Annotated in this window: 16 protein-coding genes; 6 read left to right on the top strand and 10 right to left on the bottom strand. The window is 58.7% G+C overall.

The features are described 5' to 3' along the window. The first annotated feature begins 4 nt into the window (after window positions 1–4). Both ACY9XZ_RS20060 and ACY9XZ_RS20055 read left to right on the top strand, forming a co-directional pair. Window positions 5–2,170: a type B DNA-directed DNA polymerase gene (locus ACY9XZ_RS20060; RefSeq protein ID WP_463458751.1), complete on the top strand. Its 2,166-nt coding sequence runs from the start codon at window positions 5–7 to the stop codon at window positions 2,168–2,170. A gap of 174 nt (window positions 2,171–2,344) precedes the next feature. Further along, a complete protein-coding gene (locus ACY9XZ_RS20055) occupies window positions 2,345–3,613 on the top strand; it encodes an orc1/cdc6 family replication initiation protein (protein ID WP_006825219.1) in 1,269 nt (422 codons plus the stop codon). 560 nt (window positions 3,614–4,173) lie between these two features. On the opposite strand, the gene ACY9XZ_RS20050 is transcribed toward ACY9XZ_RS20055, so the two are convergent. Next, window positions 4,174–4,497, bottom strand: coding sequence for a hypothetical protein (locus ACY9XZ_RS20050; RefSeq protein ID WP_463458750.1), 324 nt, complete (start codon window positions 4,495–4,497; stop codon window positions 4,174–4,176). Window positions 4,498–4,635: 138 nt separating this feature from the next. Here ACY9XZ_RS20050 and ACY9XZ_RS20045 point away from each other — a divergent pair, with 138 nt between their 5' ends. Beyond that, a complete protein-coding gene (locus ACY9XZ_RS20045; RefSeq protein ID WP_463458749.1) occupies window positions 4,636–5,562 on the top strand; it encodes a helix-turn-helix transcriptional regulator in 927 nt (308 codons plus the stop codon). After that, window positions 5,559–6,362 (top strand): DUF6036 family nucleotidyltransferase, encoded by an 804-nt coding sequence (locus tag ACY9XZ_RS20040; protein WP_463458748.1) that lies wholly within the window; start codon window positions 5,559–5,561, stop codon window positions 6,360–6,362. Before ACY9XZ_RS20045 ends, ACY9XZ_RS20040 begins: the two co-directional genes overlap by 4 nt. An 11-nt stretch (window positions 6,363–6,373) precedes the next feature. Here the strand turns inward: ACY9XZ_RS20040 and ACY9XZ_RS20035 are convergent, their stop codons facing one another. Continuing rightward, on the bottom strand, window positions 6,374–7,189 hold the full coding sequence (locus ACY9XZ_RS20035; RefSeq protein ID WP_463458747.1) for a hypothetical protein: 816 nt from the start codon (window positions 7,187–7,189) through the stop codon (window positions 6,374–6,376). A gap of 172 nt (window positions 7,190–7,361) precedes the next feature. Here ACY9XZ_RS20035 and ACY9XZ_RS20030 point away from each other — a divergent pair, with 172 nt between their 5' ends. After that, window positions 7,362–7,739 carry a hypothetical protein gene (locus ACY9XZ_RS20030; RefSeq protein ID WP_463458746.1) on the top strand — a complete coding sequence of 126 codons (378 nt, stop codon included), beginning with the start codon at window positions 7,362–7,364 and terminating at the stop codon, window positions 7,737–7,739. 10 nt (window positions 7,740–7,749) lie between these two features. Here ACY9XZ_RS20030 and ACY9XZ_RS20025 read toward each other — a convergent pair whose 3' ends face one another. Together ACY9XZ_RS20025 and ACY9XZ_RS20020 are read right to left on the bottom strand one after the other, a co-directional pair. Beyond that, a complete protein-coding gene (locus ACY9XZ_RS20025; RefSeq protein ID WP_463458745.1) occupies window positions 7,750–8,676 on the bottom strand; it encodes an ArdC-like ssDNA-binding domain-containing protein in 927 nt (308 codons plus the stop codon). Between the two features lie 87 nt (window positions 8,677–8,763). Further along, window positions 8,764–9,111 carry a hypothetical protein gene (locus ACY9XZ_RS20020; protein WP_463458744.1) on the bottom strand — a complete coding sequence of 116 codons (348 nt, stop codon included), beginning with the start codon at window positions 9,109–9,111 and terminating at the stop codon, window positions 8,764–8,766. A gap of 222 nt (window positions 9,112–9,333) precedes the next feature. Between ACY9XZ_RS20020 and ACY9XZ_RS20015 the strand changes: the two genes are divergently transcribed. Then, window positions 9,334–11,133, top strand: a complete 1,800-nt coding sequence (locus ACY9XZ_RS20015) for a hypothetical protein (protein WP_435197488.1) — start codon at window positions 9,334–9,336, stop codon at window positions 11,131–11,133. A gap of 51 nt (window positions 11,134–11,184) precedes the next feature. Here the strand turns inward: ACY9XZ_RS20015 and ACY9XZ_RS20010 are convergent, their stop codons facing one another. From ACY9XZ_RS20010 to ACY9XZ_RS19985, 6 genes are all read right to left on the bottom strand, one after another. Continuing rightward, window positions 11,185–12,186, bottom strand: a complete 1,002-nt coding sequence (locus ACY9XZ_RS20010) for a DUF6610 family protein (RefSeq protein WP_463458743.1) — start codon at window positions 12,184–12,186, stop codon at window positions 11,185–11,187. A 123-nt stretch (window positions 12,187–12,309) separates the two neighbouring features. Continuing rightward, window positions 12,310–12,531 (bottom strand): hypothetical protein, encoded by a 222-nt coding sequence (locus ACY9XZ_RS20005; RefSeq protein ID WP_463458742.1) that lies wholly within the window; start codon window positions 12,529–12,531, stop codon window positions 12,310–12,312. Window positions 12,532–12,670: 139 nt separating this feature from the next. Beyond that, entirely contained in the window at window positions 12,671–12,982 is a 312-nt protein-coding gene (locus tag ACY9XZ_RS20000; protein WP_054584773.1) for a hypothetical protein, read from the bottom strand. A gap of 97 nt (window positions 12,983–13,079) precedes the next feature. Continuing rightward, window positions 13,080–14,237, bottom strand: coding sequence for a hypothetical protein (locus ACY9XZ_RS19995; RefSeq protein ID WP_463458741.1), 1,158 nt, complete (start codon window positions 14,235–14,237; stop codon window positions 13,080–13,082). Window positions 14,238–14,302: 65 nt separating this feature from the next. Further along, window positions 14,303–14,545, bottom strand: a complete 243-nt coding sequence (locus ACY9XZ_RS19990) for a hypothetical protein (RefSeq protein WP_463458740.1) — start codon at window positions 14,543–14,545, stop codon at window positions 14,303–14,305. Window positions 14,546–14,550: 5 nt separating this feature from the next. Further along, on the bottom strand, window positions 14,551–15,462 hold the full coding sequence (locus tag ACY9XZ_RS19985; protein WP_463458739.1) for a homing endonuclease associated repeat-containing protein: 912 nt from the start codon (window positions 15,460–15,462) through the stop codon (window positions 14,551–14,553). Window positions 15,463–15,470: the final 8 nt, after the last annotated feature.

Below are 15,470 nucleotides of genomic sequence, written 5' to 3'. Positions count from 1 at the left end.
ACAGATGCCGTTCAGTATTGACTTCCTGGACGACGGCCGCGTCCTGGAGTGGGAGGCAACCGCCGACGGCGCCGTCGTGACCGAGCGCGAGGACTACACCCCACGCTTCTACGTCGCCGCTCGCGACCCAGCGAACGACCTCAATCTCACGACCCTCCAGTCGATGTACGACCAGCACCCGGACGTCGTCGCGACCGAAATGGTTGCGCGACGACCGGGCTTTCGACGGGACGAGGAACTAGTCCTCGCCGTCGACGTCGCCCACATCGACCGCATCACCCCACTCGCCCGGCAGGCACGCCAGCTGTCGGACTATCCAATCGGGGATCTCGCCTGTTTCAACGTCGACTTCTCGCGAGAGTTCCGGTACTGTCTGGAGACCGGCGCCGATCCGACGCCGGCGAGCGAGCTCTCGACGCTCCGTCTCAGCGTCCCGGTGACCGAAACGAGCAACGACGTCTATGGGGAACTGTCTGTCGCCGGCGACACCGTCACCGGCTCGCCGACGGATATCCTGACCGCCGTCCAGGAGGTGCTCGAAGCACACGATCCGGACGTCCTGGTCTGCTCAACCAGCGAGATCGTCCCGACGCTGTACAAGATGGCGACGGACGCCGGCGTCGGCGACTTCTCGCTGAGTCGGTGGCCGGACGTCGACTACCAGCAGCTTGCGAGCCGGTCGACGTACTCGAGCTACGGTCGCGTCGGTCACTCACCGGCGCGGTACAACGTGCCCGGACGGGCGATCATCGACGAGTCGAACACGTTCTTCTACGGGGAGACGAACCTCGAGGGCGTCATCGACCTCGTGTCGCGCTCGAAAAAGCCCGTCCAGGAGCTCGCGTGGGCGTCGATCGGGAACGTCCTCACCGCGATTCAAATCTGTGAGGCCCACGACCGCGGCGTCCTCGTCCCGTGGAACTCCTGGCGCCACGAGTTCTACAAGCCGATGGGGACGCTCCACGACGCCGACCGCGGCGGCTTCATCTTTGCCCCCGAGGTCGGCCTTCACGAGAACGTCCACGAACTCGACTTCTCCTCGTTGTACCCGAACATCATCTGTACCCGGAACGTCTCACCGGACGTCATCCGGTGTGACTGCCACGGCGACCGCGACGACGTCCCCGGGCTCGAATACTCGATCTGCGACGACCGGGGCTACCTCGTCGATGTGCTACAGCCAATCATCAACGCACGCGACGAGATCAAGGCGGCCATCCGTCGTGAGAAGGAACGGGACGATCCCGACGAGGACCGCCTGGCTGAACTCGAAGGGCGGTCGGGAGCGCTAAAGTGGATCCTCGTCGCCTGCTTCGGGTATCAGGGGTTCAGCAACGCGAAGTTCGGCCGCATCGAGTGCCACGAAGCGATCAACGCGTTCGCCCGTGAGATTCTGCTGACGGCGAAACAGCGGCTGGAAGCTGGCGGCTGGCGCGTCGTCCACGGGATCGTCGACTCCATCTGGGTGACGCCAGACCCCGACATCGACGACGAGGATCGCGAGAACCTCGAGACGCTAGCGACGGAGATTACGGAAGGCGTCGAAATTCGGCTCGAACACGAAGCCCACTACGACTGGGTGGCGTTCGTGCCGCAGCGCGAGAGCGACGCCGGCGCGTTGACGAAGTACTTCGGGAAGGTCGCCGGCGACGACGACTTCAAGATCAGAGGCATCGAAGCCCGGCAGCGCTCGACCCCGCCGTTCATCGAGGACGTCCAACGGGATTGTCTCGACCGGCTCGATGCCACGCGGTCACCGGACGTGGTACTCGGACGTCTCGAACGAGCTATTGACGAACTGCAGGCAGGCAACGTAGCAGTGGAGCGGCTCGTCGAGCGGAATCGTGTCTCCAAGCCCCTGGAAGGCTATTCACAGAATACCCAGAACGTGGCCGCCTTGAAACGGGCTCGCGAGCAGGACCTGGCAGTCCACCCGGGCCAGGATATCGAGTACGTGGTCGTCGACGACGAGAAATCCTCGCGAGACCGTGTCGCCCTCGCCCACGAGGATATCGAGACCTACGACGCCTCGTACTACGAGACGCAGCTGGTTCGAGCGATTGAGAGCGTGCTGTTGCCGCTGGGGTGGGATCGTACAGATATTCGACGGAGACTCGCGGAGACACGGGAGGTGGAGCTGACGGAGTTTACAGCAGTCCGGAACGGATGAGTAGTCTCAAATGTCTTCTGAGGTGAGCAAAATCACAAGTGGGCGACGAGGTCGATCCCATTCACACTCTGGGGGGTCCTGCTCTCTGGAACACCCCCCGGAGTGTGAATGGAGGTAAATCAATCACACCGAGGGTGGACAACCTATATGTGAATGGGGCGAATTGGTCCGGTCATGCCAAACAACGATTCCACGCAAACAACCGTCGACGAGATACTAAATGTCGACGAGGGGGATAGCGAAGATGAATCGGATATTTTTGAGAAACCGTGGTTGCTCGAGATCGATAACGTTCCTGACGCCAATCGAATTGTCGGACGAGACGACCATATCACGTTCTTGGCCAAGAATCTCCGAAAGATGCGGACAAACAGCGTCCCGGATAACGTCCTGGAGTGGGGAGAAACCGGGACGGGGAAGACACTAGTTGCAAGACACGTCTGCGAGCGGCTTGAAGCAGCAACTGCAGGAACGGACTCCCCCATCGTTACTGCCTACATTAACCCAGATCCCATCTCTACGTATACCTCCACCTTCCGAAAGATTGCAGAGCAGGTGAACGCGAAAGCAGAGAACCCACTTGATGTCCCCTATCAGGGCCTCTCAGCCGAGCATTATCGAGATCAGAAATTGTGGCCCGTTGTTCAGAGGGAGTTCTCTGGCGGCCTCGTCGTCATCATTGATGAAATCGACAAGCACGGAGAAGTCAACGAGGTCCTCTACACGCTATCACGGACACAATCAAAAGACGACGTTGACTTCCCAGTCGTTACAATCGGGATTTCGAACGACATCGAATTCAAAGGCGAAATTGAGTCACGGGTACAATCGACTCTCCAGCCAGAACACCGAACGTTCACACCGTACGAAGAAGACCAGCTCATTGCAATCCTCGAAAATCGACGGGACGCATTTTACGACGGTGTCCTCGATGACGAGGTGATTCCAACCACAGCTGAACTCGCAGCTGAAGAACACGGTGACGCTCGACGGGCAGTCCGATTGTTCCGGAATGCGGGCGAGATCGCCGACGAAGAAGGCGACGATATCGTGACCGCGAATCACGTTCTCGAAGCTGACGAACTCGTCGAAGTTGAACTCTTTATGGAGATGGTGAAAGGGACTCCGTTGTCCGGGAAATTACTCCTGTTTGCTCTCACGCGTCTTGACCGGAATAACCCGGAGAAAGAATGGTTCCGGACGTCAGAGATTCACGAGGTTTACCAAACAGTAGCACGGGACGTCGAAGTAGAGCCCAAGGGGTACAATCGTGCGCTTGAGCTTCTGAACAAGCACGTGACGACAGGAGTTCTCGAATCGAAAAAGAAGGAAGGCGGAGATCAGGGGAAGTTCAGGTCGTATTCGCTCCAAGGAGACGTTGAGAGTACGCGAACTGGACTGATCAACTCAACGCCGGAACTCCAGACGTTGATGGGATGGTGACACCCCCACCCCTCGGTGTGAATGGTCCCCCATAGGATACGACGGTTGTAGAGATAGAACGGGAGTCGAGGAAGCAGGCTCGTTCGTCTGAAGAACCTAGTACGGCACGGAGAGCGGCTTACACGTTCTGCCACGGTAGCTGACCCGACCCGCTACTGCACCGCACCGCAGCTGTAGTTATCTTTATTATACTACAGTCTAAACAGTCCTCCGAGTAGATGTATTCTGAAAGGCGAGGCCTTGTGCCGAAGCCGAAGGTTCGCCACTGAGGCGAGAACCCTCCCTACGGCGTGAGGACTTCTGCTGTTAATGCCTTCTTAATCGCGGTACCCTGGGTGGTGGACCATTCACACTGAGGGGTGTGGGGGTAAACGAGGCGTAATCTATCCGCGTGTTGCTCTGTCTTCTCTCGGCGTGAAGTCTCGTTAGAGATCGGCGGTTGGTAGCCCATTCACACCGAGGGGTGTCGGGTAAACCGATCCCATTCACACTCTGGGGGGTGTCATCTGCTACGCTACGAATCACGTTGGAACGAACATCTGGCTACAGCTGAATCTCGTCTACTCGTCGGGATTCACCGGTCCTTTGTACTTCGACTTCACTGAATCACCTTCCCGCCACTGCCAGTAATAGTAGCGATTGTCGTTGATTTCCTTGATCGTGATCGTCGCTTTGGCAGGGACGTCGTCTGGGAGGTCGTCTGGTCGTTCTTCGACCTCTTCTTGATCTGCCGACTCCTCGAGACGGGCCTCTCGTTCCTTGTGCTCGGCGAGCGCTTCAGCGTACGTCGCAACGTCTCGGAGCTGCTCCGGGTCCGACTCGTTGAGCGTGTTGACGATCTCCGTCGGGAAGTTCGCCGGTGGGGTCGGGGGTTCGTAGGACATCGGCTACTCTCGTGTTAACCAACACGGCCCACGAATCCATAGTTTTGTTGGTTAAGACGATGGAGACGGCTCCTGTGCTTGCTGGACGTAACACTACTCGAAACTTCTTTATATACAAGTTTCGTACTATGTTACACCGTGCTCCGGCGCATCGAACTCGAGGTCCTCGCCACGGCCGACCGCGGCGACACAATCTCCGAACTCGCGACGAAGCTCGACCACAGCGAGAGCTACCTCTCTCGTGCCGTCGGCGACCTCGTTGAAAAGGGACTCGTCTACACGGAACGCGATGGCCGGCGAAAACGAGTCGTCCCGTCGGATGCTCGCGCCGTCGAACTCTATCAGGACCTCGTCCGCCAGCACTCCCACATCGACTTCCCCGAACTGCTGACCGGCAAGGCACTCGAGGTGCTGTACTACCTCGACCAGCCGCGAACCGTCTCCGAGATTGCCAACCGGAGCGACAACTACCGCAACACGGTCAACCGCGTCCTCAAGCGGTTTCGCGACCGGGGTCTCGTCGGGACGGCCGACGGCCACTACGAGTTCAACGCCGACTTCGACCGCCTCCACGAGTTCGCCCGTGAACTCGTACACCATCTGCATCGCCACCGCCTCGAAGCCGTTGCCCCGAAGGGCACGATTCTTTGGGAGGACTACGACGAATTCCTTGCCCAGGCCGAGACGGAGATCGACGCAGAGGGGTTCCACGAAACCGGCCTCGCTCGATTCGCGGCCTTCGACCTCCAGTTCCTGCTCACCGGCCACCGCTACTACGTCTACTCCGAGGAACTTGACGCAGTTTCGCCGGCGGAGCTGTGTTGTCACACGCTGCTGATCGACGACGGCAGCCGTCACCGCTCGTACTGTCTCCTCCTGCTCAGTCACGTCGACGTCGACGAGGCGGCCCTCCGAGAGCAGGCGGCGAAGTATGGCCTTGAAGCCGATATCGACGCCTTGCTCCGCTACCTCGAGACGCACGGCGAGGTCGACGATGACCGGCTCCCGGAGTGGGACGAGTTCCAGGAGCTGGCGGCTGACTACGAGGTGCCACTACCACAATGAGACCAACATTCGGCCGCGAGTACATCGAGAACGAATTCCAGCGAATCGCGAATGGCCTATCTGAACCGCTCACGGTCTACCTGATCGGTGGTGGCGCGATGTCGCTGCGCGACCTCAAGGGGGCGACGAAAGATATCGACCTGGTCGTCCCGGATGGCGACGCGTACGGTCAGCTGTGGGCCGTCTTGATGGACCTCGGGTATGCGGAGGTTCAATCGCTGGATCCAGATTATCGGGCGCTGGGGGCAACGAGCTGCGTCGAGAACGACGACGGGTGTCGCCTTGACATCTTCAACCAGCAGGTCGCGAACAAGCTCGTGCTCACCGACGGGATGCAAGAGCGCAGCGAGCCGTTCCTCGACACAGATCGACTGACGGTCCGGCTGGTCAGCAACGAAGATATCTTCCTGTTCAAGGCGATCGCAGGCCGCGACGACGACATCGAGGACATGAATATGCTCGTACAGGCCGGTCTCGATTACGACGTCGTCCGGACTGAACTCGAAGCCCAGATCGAACGCCTGGGGGACGATCAGTTCGCCACGTTCGCGAACGAGGCCCTGGTCGAACTCGAGGAGCGGTACGGAGTGACCACGCCAATCGAGGTGCGCGTTCAGGAACTGACGAACCGGTACTACCGGGGGCTCGAAGTCCTCCAAGCACTCGACGAGCCGATGACCGTCGACGAACTGGCCGCCGAACTGGAGCTGGATACCGACGAGGTTCACGACCGGATTGCGTATCTCTCAACGTTCGACCGGGTCCGTCGGGATGGCGACACAGTCCGTCCCGTGGAGTAGTCTGGCCACGACTACGGGGAGGGAAGGCGGCCGTCTGGTCGGGGAACGCGGCCCCGTTTGATCTCGTGATCGACGCGGCGCAGGTGCTTGCAGCCGCCTTCGGGTGAACGTTGCTGCCAGTCGGGACAGGTACACGATTCGTCGATGACGTCGACTTCGTACCGGTTCCCGGACGCAGACTGTACCTCATAGCGGCCCCCCTTCGAGAGGAGTGAGACGTCCATCGCTTCGGCGACGGCACGCTTCGTGCGGGGCTCAAGATCGTCCTCCGACTGTGCGTTCTCGTCGACGACCAGTCGGTCGCGAACGTCGCCCGTTCGGCCACCGTCGGGAGCGACGGCTTCCGCAGGCCCCCTGAGCCGCTCGTGGAGCACTTCCTCCACCGGATGGCCTTCCGGCCACAGGTAGTGGACTTCACGGCGCTCGCGATGGTCGTAGGAGCCGCACGCGGCTGCGCTCCCGGTCCAGACGCGCCAGGCACCGAGCGTGGCCATCACATCGACGATGTCGCGGGGGACCGTCTGGTGGTCGTCCGGGAAGAACACCCGGAAGCGGGTACACGCCTCCTGCGGCGGGACGGTCTCCCACCAGTCTTCGCTGGAGCCCCAGCTGTCGAACATCGCCTCGTCGCTCCCGTAGCCGACGGTCACGCCGTCGACCGGCGTCCAGTCCGCCGGGAGGTGTTCCGCCGCGCCTTCGAGCACTCGGAGGACGGCGTATCGGAGGTACTCGTGGGCTTGGTTGTCTGTCGTACGAGCGACCTGGTGGTGTTGTTTGGCAACGTGCTCGGCTTCCTCGAGGACCGTCGTGAGATAGGGTTCAGTCATTATTCGACGGAGGTCTGAATGCGCCTCCGCCCCTCGGCGGGGCGCAGAAAAACTTCCAGAAACTGGAAGCCAATGTTGACATAGAGAATTGATCTGGCTCACTTAGCCGTCTGGCTTGGTGCCTTTTGAGAACGAAATTTAATGTGCCACTAGTTACTACATAACACACAAGATGATTCGGGGACTTATCGCGTTTGTGGCATCGCTGTTTACTGAGGCTGTGAAGTTCGCAAAATGGCCATTTAACCCGACCAACGGCAGGGGACAGTACGTCACACCTTCAAACCGCCATTTCCTGACGGGGAAGGCGAATTTCTTGGTGACGGTTGCGTACCGACTGGGTCAAGCAGGGGTGAATTTTGGAAAGGCGCTGGTATTTGATGTGTTGGCTCCACTAGTTGATTCGATAATTAGGATGGCGAGCGACCTCTACCATTCAAATCCAAATTATACTCGAATGGCACTTCGCGGGGGTTTCTCTGCAGTTCAAACGACTTTCGCGATAGGAGCTGCTGGTTTGATGCTACTCGTAGGACTGTTCCGCAAGTGAAGCGCGAGGATTACTCTTCGAGGACGTCGATGAGTTCCTCTGCCGTCCGACTGATCCGTCCGAGCCGCTCGCGAACGACCTCGGGATCGTCCGACTCCCACGCAGCGAGGTAGAACGCCGATCCGCTCGTGTCGAGCCCGCAGTACCGCCCGACGACGTACGCGACGGCTTCGGCCTCGACTTCGCGTTTCGACCGTTCGGTGTCGTCGTCGACATCGAAGTGGAGCAGGGCGTGGGCGTACTCGTGAATCAGCGTCCGCGCGAAGTCGGCCTCATTCTCCCGATCGCGCACCTCGACGAGCGGCTGGACGTCGACGAGGCTCAGCTGTTCGCAGATGCCCTTCGCCTCGCCGTGGGTCCACTCCTCAGCTGGTACGATCCGCACCGTCACGCCGAGGTCGTCAGCGGCGGCAGTCAACTGTTCGACGAGGTCGCCGGCGTCCCCGGTCGCTTCCGTGTCGAGATTAGGAAGCGGCTCGCCCTCGGTCTGGGAGACGTCGAACACCGGAGCAGGCTTGAATCCGACCAGGCCCTCGGACCACTCCTCGGGTGGCGTCTCGTCGTACTCACAGTCGCTGTCCTCGTGGTAGCTCGGCGAGTTCTCGCACTCCGGGCACTGCTTGGTGATGATCGGTGCCCAGATCCAGATGGCCGACTCGCCCTCCTTGACGTGACGGTCGAACTCCTCCTGCCACGTCCGATAGCCCGCCACCCGGCTCGCCTCGGGACACTGTCGCTTGATGAGGAGCGCGTTCCGGTAGGAGTAGTCGTGGAAACGACTCTGGACATCGAGCCACTCTTGGAACTCTTCGCTGGCCTGCGCGTCGTCGACGCCGGCGACGAGGTCGTCGATCCACTGTTCGATCGTACTGTTCATCTCGTCTGATCGCGTGTCGGTCTGGTCGAAGGAGACCGACGAGTCACTGGTCGTAGACATCGTGATCACCGAATCGAGTTCACGGCGACTGCGTCTGTTCAGACCGCGCCGCACCCCTCAGGGGCGTTCAAAAAACCGCTCTGTCGGTCACCGGAGATCGTGGCGTTCGTCCGCAAAGCCAACCGAGACGAGGTACTCGAGGAACTCGTCGAACCGTTCGACATCGCTGGGCGTGTCCGTCGCAAGATGACGCGCCCACTCGATGGCCCACTGGAAGGCGGGATCCGTGCCGCCCTTGCCGTGTAGATACCACCAGCGAGCCGCTTTGAGAACCACTATGGGATTCGTCGGCGGCTGCTCACCGGCGAGCCCACGGGTGATAGACTCGATTTCGTCGGGGACATCGGCGGGATTGATCTCCTCTGATTGCGTGTTTGCGATATCGACTGGGATGTCGTCGATCGAGACGTTGTCGGGACTCTGTTGTTGACTCACAGGCAGTCACCTCTGAGGACTCTTGATGGAGCCCTCGCCCTCTCCGGGGGCGCGAAAAACCAGCACGCGGATTTCTATACTAGTAATTGGTTTTCAAAGCTGTATTGGATATGGCACATGTAATCTGACGCCCTGAGGAATCCCGTCCCTCGCGCCTGCCTGTCTGGGGTGGCACACTCTTTCTCGGCAAGTGTTATGGGACCAGACTAAGACAGAGAATTTATGGCTGAATTATTGGTTTTCACGTTTCTCGCCTCTATCGTTGCCGTCTATTCTATCCTTCCTCGACACCGCCAACTCCGTGTTCGATACAATCTATGGACGAAGCCCAGATTCGCGTATATCTTGATCGCCTTCCTGGTGATTATCGGATCGTATTGGCTCTCAATCTATTTGGAGAGTCTTGAGGCGGCCAGCGTACCGGTTAGCTATGGGGTTGGTTCTGTGGAGGTCACCCCGCTGCTGGTTGAATCTCTCCAATTAGTTGCCGTACTAGGGATTGTCGGATTGTTCTTGGGGGTCTTTCTGAAGTCCTCTGTCAGGGTGAAGAACGAAGGGAAAATAGTGTCTATTCTTCGTGATCTGAATAATCAGGGCGATTATAGCACACTAGTCAATCTCCTTCAGAACCATTATCGGCCTCTTGTTCACCACCCGGAGGAACCACAGAGGCAGCCCAGTTTAGCAGAGGTTTACGCGCGAGAACTGAGAGAGGAGGTGGAAGATGAGCCTGATTCACTGAGAGAGAGGGTAATCCGGTGGTACCGGGCTCAATACTATGTTCAGCTGGTTAATTATTGGTTGATGGATACTGCTCCGGAGGCGTCGTCCTACACTGAAACCCTGTTCCTTGATCCAGAATTCAGTGCGCAGTATCCGGTGATCGACCCCGATCTTGGAGTGAAATTGATTCGTGATGATTCTCTGGAGGGCTTTCAAAGACGGAAAGCTGTTCATCGATATCTTCGCACGTTGGTAAAGACCGAGAACAGTCTCCTATATCGGGATCTGCAGAATAACACCAGCACAGACGGAATGTATCGATACAAGATCGAGGAAGATAATCGGCTCATTCACGCCTTGTTTTCGGATATGGATCGAGTTGAGGACTTAGATATATACAAGCCGGTCGGTGATGCCGTCCGGGATATAATTGTAGACCAGCGCAGGCAGGAATTCGACGAGTACAATGATCAACGGCTAACTGATACGAGAATCTCAGACGACCATATTTTTCGAGATCCGGTGTTCATCGGCATCCAGTTTTTCGACGTGCTGGTGAAAGAGGCGTTCCATCAGAAGGTTTCGTGGCATGTGTGGCTCTCTTACTATGAGACGTTCACACGAGAGATCTGCCGGAACTACGAAATAACGGAGTACAGTGACCCAGATGCTTCAGTGCCAAACGACTACTCTCGGCTCCTGAACGAGATGGTCGGGAATATGTGTGACTGGATGCGGATGATGCAGGCAGAGGTAGTCTCACGAACCAGCGATACCGAAGCTTGTGATGTGCCACTGCACGCACCTGAAGAGGCAACGACGTCCGCCGCCCGGACCTCGACAAATAAAGACAAGAGTTCAGTTTCTAGTGAAACCGCCAGTACCGAGGACGAAACGGGTGATACGGACGAATTTGAAAAGTACCTCACTATTCGGAGCTCATACACTGGGCGTGATTCTGCCAGCATCCCCAAGATGACCGGAATCATCTTGGTATCGTGCAACGAGGAGATACTGACCACCAGCGAAATCCCGGATCGGTTCAAACGAGACATTACGGAGAGAATCCTCCTGACCGGGGTCGAACTCCGAAACCATGGGGAGGGGTCGTTGCCGTGGGAATACAGTGAGCTGTTGCTCGCAAATCTTGAAGAGCGGCTCACGGGTAGACGAGCGACCCCACAGTATGCGGAGCAGTTACAAGATGTCTATGCGGACATCCGAGACGAGGTATTCATCGAAGAGGATGTCGGCGTGGATTTCGTCGACAGGTTAGACGAGCTGATTGGACATCCCTAATCACATTGGAGGCTACTCTCCGATCGCATCTATCAGCGTCAAAACGTGAATTCACGGTGGTGGCAGGTAGACACTCTGCTCGCCGGCGATCTCCTCCAGGTTGTTCCGATGACGGTGGCTGAAGTAGCACTCGTAGCTGCAGTATCCACAGATTGCGCCGGTATCGTATTCGGCGACGTACGGGCCGCGGCGAGTTCGCCAGACGTTCGTCCCGCACTCGGTACAGGCGGCGTCCTCGAGATCGGCAGGACTCGGTCCCTCGTACTCGACGTTGAGCCCCTCGTTTTGCGGTGTCGTTTCGGGCCAGATTCCGTGGGTCCTCCAAAACTCACGGACGCGAGCGAGGCTGTGGCGCACCGTCTTTCGCACGGTGACGTGGTCGGCGTCGCGACCGCTGTCGTCCCAGCCGTCGGCCGTCCAGAACTCACCGAACTGCGCGCCGCGATGCAGCCCGTTCCAGTCGACGCCGACGATGTCGGCTGGTGGCTCGTCCGTGAGTGTCGGTCGGGTCAACTGTCGAATGGCATCGAGCTGCTTAGGCGGACTCCCGCCGAGGATGTGGACGCGCCGCCCTCTCCAATCGGCAGGGTCGGAGAACTCGTGGGCCAGGCGGTCGGCGTATCCTCGTGAATACCCGAGGACGAGGGTCTCGGGAATCGCGTCGATCACCGCCCGCGACTTCGGAACGACGATGAGCTCGGCCTCTGGATAGCTCGCTTGGATCTCACGAGCAGCAGCGACGTGGGCGTCGACGTCGTCGATTTCGTCGACGTCCCCGATGACCCCGACCTGAGGTTCGTGCTCGAAGAAGCGGTCGACGAACCGCTCCAGATCGGGATTTCGGAAATCGTTGTCGAGCATCCCAACGGGAAGGCTGAGGTTCTGATACTGCGTCTCTTGGTACCCACAATCCTCGCGAAACCCGGGAAGGAAGCCGAGGTCGACAGCGTCCACGACAAACGGCGCTCGATGCAGAAACGCCACGTAGTCTGCCTGTCTGGCGGCGGCGATTTCGCGGGCGGTGCTGGCGCTGGAGCTCAGCTCGAGGGACATGATTAGGCTCGCGAGGCCGCTGCTGGCTGCCCCGCACCCATTCAGGGGCCCGAAAAACCGAGACTCAGGCAGTTAACCAACAATAGGGAAACTCACGTGGAGTGTGTTGGTTAAGAATAGAGCTTACTCTTCGTTCTCACGCAGCTCTTCAGCCTTCCACTTGAGCCGGCGCAGAATTTGCGTTCGATTCTGGTGGGCGTTCTCGTAGGCAACGCACTCCTGGAGGGTTTCCATATCCGGAATCGTCGCGATCCCTGCCTTGATCAGGCGCGTGTTCGGTGCTTCAAGCCGCTTTTCAGGCGGAAATTCGTCTGACGCCTCTGAGTAGTCTGTAGAAGTACCCATAACGGATGCCTCCACCTATCGAGGGCACGAGCAACAGCAGAGAATTGAAGCAGTAGATCTTGGGAAGGTGCACCCACTGCGAATGAGACCATCAAAATAGAGGCCTTCACGACAGGATTCGAGCTGTCTCGAAGCCCAATCAGGCTTCCGAGGATTCGAGCAAAACGAGGTTCTGAACAGGGTATGGGTTATTCTCGCCGGCGAACTCGTCCTCAGGGACGTAATGCCAGAGATGGCCGTCTACCTGGTAGAGAAACGACTCGCCGCCTTCTGCTTCAACTCGTACTCGCTTCCCGACATTATCGTCTTCTTCCCAGCCGATCACGGTCAACGGCTCGACGGGCCATTCAAAGAATTTGACCGAGTCACCACGCTCCAACTCTTCAAAAGTCTCTATATCCCCCTGCTGTGGCTCTCGCGCGTCGAGAGTCGGATTATGCTCAATAGACATGGTCTCTGGGTACGCCCCTACTCACTTAATACTGTCAGCAGTGGATTCCAGCCGCTAGAACGGGAGCACGCCTGGCGAATTTTCTCTCCGACTGCTCTTAGCCCATCGCCTCTTGGAACCGCTCACGCAGCGCGTCCTCGCGCTCTTCGAACTGCTCGACTTTCTCCTGCAGGTCGTCGCTAACGCGCTCGATGCTCGCCAGCGCTCGTTCGCCGGCCAGCGACGCCTGTGACCCGTCGTCACCGTCCGCCTCTAGCTGCTGCTCGTACGCCTGCTCGACGCGCTCGATCGTACCTTCCGGGTTGAACAGGATGTCGTTGGCGATCCGAACGTATTGATCGAGGGATGCCCCCTCTTTCCCCTGGAAGAAGTGGGTGAGCGCGTACGTCGCGCCGGAATGCAGCGTCCACATATCGATCTCGAACGGTGACGCGGCGTTGGCTTCTGCATCGCCGGCGGCACGCTCGGCCAGGTAGTCCGGGAAGCCCAGCAGGGTGTAGAACTCCGTGACGGTGAACGGGAGCTCCGAGAAGTCGAGGTCGATATCCTGAGCGTCCCGGATGAACTCGAAGAGGTCGTCCGCGACGAGTTCGACCTGTGCGAGGAGTTCCTCCCACCAGGTCCGGAAGTTCCGCACGTCGCCGACGTGTTTGATGACCTCCTTGTCGGTGAGCGAGCGCATCGTGTTCGAGCAGTAGCCGTCCTGGGCGAACCCCTCCACGTAGACGGCGTGCTCGCCGAAGAAGTCGTAGCCCGACGTGACGCCCATCGTAATCGGGTCCGACCGGCCGGGGAGGCGCACCTCGAGACCATCGAACATAATGTCCATGTGGACCTCGCCGCCTCCCCGGTAGCGCCGAATCTCTCCGAACATCACCTCGCCCAGCGGGGTCCCGTCGATGGTCTCCTCGCGGAGGACCTCCTCCAGCGGCCCGTAGACGTCGACCGGGTTGATGATCGAGTACGAGTCAGTCGGAATGTGAAATAGCGACTCTGCTTCGGTATCACCGTCTGCTTCTGCTTGTAGCCGGGATGGCTCGACGATGGCATTGAATCGCTCCGTTTCAACCCATTCCTCTTTGTACGGGTTGCGATACGCGACTGCTGTACCGACTGCCTGCGGGAGGTTTCGAATCGCCTCACTGAAGCTGATTGGTTCGGGACCGCTGTGTTGCTCGGCGTACCACTCGGGTAGTTCAGTCTCGGTTCGCCCATCGAGGGCTGCGAATACCGTAGCTTCCTCTGGGTCTTTCATAGCATCCTCCGAAGGCGCGAACGTTCTGATCTGCGCCTCCACCCATTGAGGCGCAAAAAACGACGCTACGACTGTCGACACTCGTGAGCTTGGATTCGCTCTGGAAGCCCGACTTTTCCACAGAGCGGACACTCGACGAGTGGTGTCGGCGGGAGATTCTGCCACGCAGCAAGGGCTTCTCGGAGATGAACTTTCGTCTCTACCGACTCAGCGCTTTCGAGGGCAGTGGTGAGGTGCCAGTGGAGTCGTTCTCTGTTCGTGAAATCGTCTGTATCGGGCGTCGGGATAGACTCGTCTGTCTCTCGCATTTGAATCACGAGGGTTCCCCCTCATCCCCTCGGAGGGGGAGAGCAACACCCACCAGCCTACCTCGCTCTGGTGGCCGTGTGGCGTCGACAATTGTATCCAAACGCTGCGGGGCGACGGCTTCCCAGATGAGATGATGCTTCGAACAGACTGTCACGAGATTCGAAACCCGGTTTGCCTGTTCGTAGTCAAACCGTCCGTCGGGACCGACGAAGAATTTCCGTGGGAGTAGATGGTGGACAGAGATGTCCTTCCCGACCTGCTCTTGATGATCCGCTTGGGTCATCTCACACCACGGCGTTTGACACTCGTAGTCATCGCGTTCTAATGCTTGTCGCCGTTGCTCCCGCCAATTTGGCCCGTATGGAATCTCTGAACGCTCTTGATAGGACCGTGGTTGTGAGAAGCCAGCTTCGGTGAGTGCCTCTTCCCACCCGCCAAACCGGTGGTCATACGTCCATCTGTGATATTCTCCAACCCGATCCATCTCTCCGCTTGATGGCGGGCGACCGAACTGCTCCGCTAGGCGGTCGATCTCATCCACCAGGTCCTGATCGGTGAGTCGGAATTTCCGGTTTGGAGCGTAGCCAGCCTCACGAAGCGCCTCGTTCCAACTCCCGAATTTGTTCTGGCAGACGCGCTGGGAGTATTCCCCGTGCTCGCTCATCTCCTTTGCTGTCGGCGGTTTTCCTAATTTGTCTGCGACACGCCGAATATCATCGAGAATAACGTCCGCGTCCGTTACGATCTGGTCGCGACGATGGACCGCGGTTACGTGCCCTCCCAACTCGTTGGAGGTCGCAAATGCCTCGCCACAGTAGTCACAGATATGGTCGGTCAAAGCTCCGTCACCTCCCTCCGCGGTTCCCCCGTAATGGGTTATAAACTCTTGACCCGATGAGGGATTGTAGAAGATCATGGACCGCC

This window comes from Haloarcula sp. HT12, from assembly GCF_055271655.1.
The sequence above is the reverse complement of the archived record's forward strand: the minus strand, read 5'-3'. Positions and strand labels throughout refer to the sequence as shown.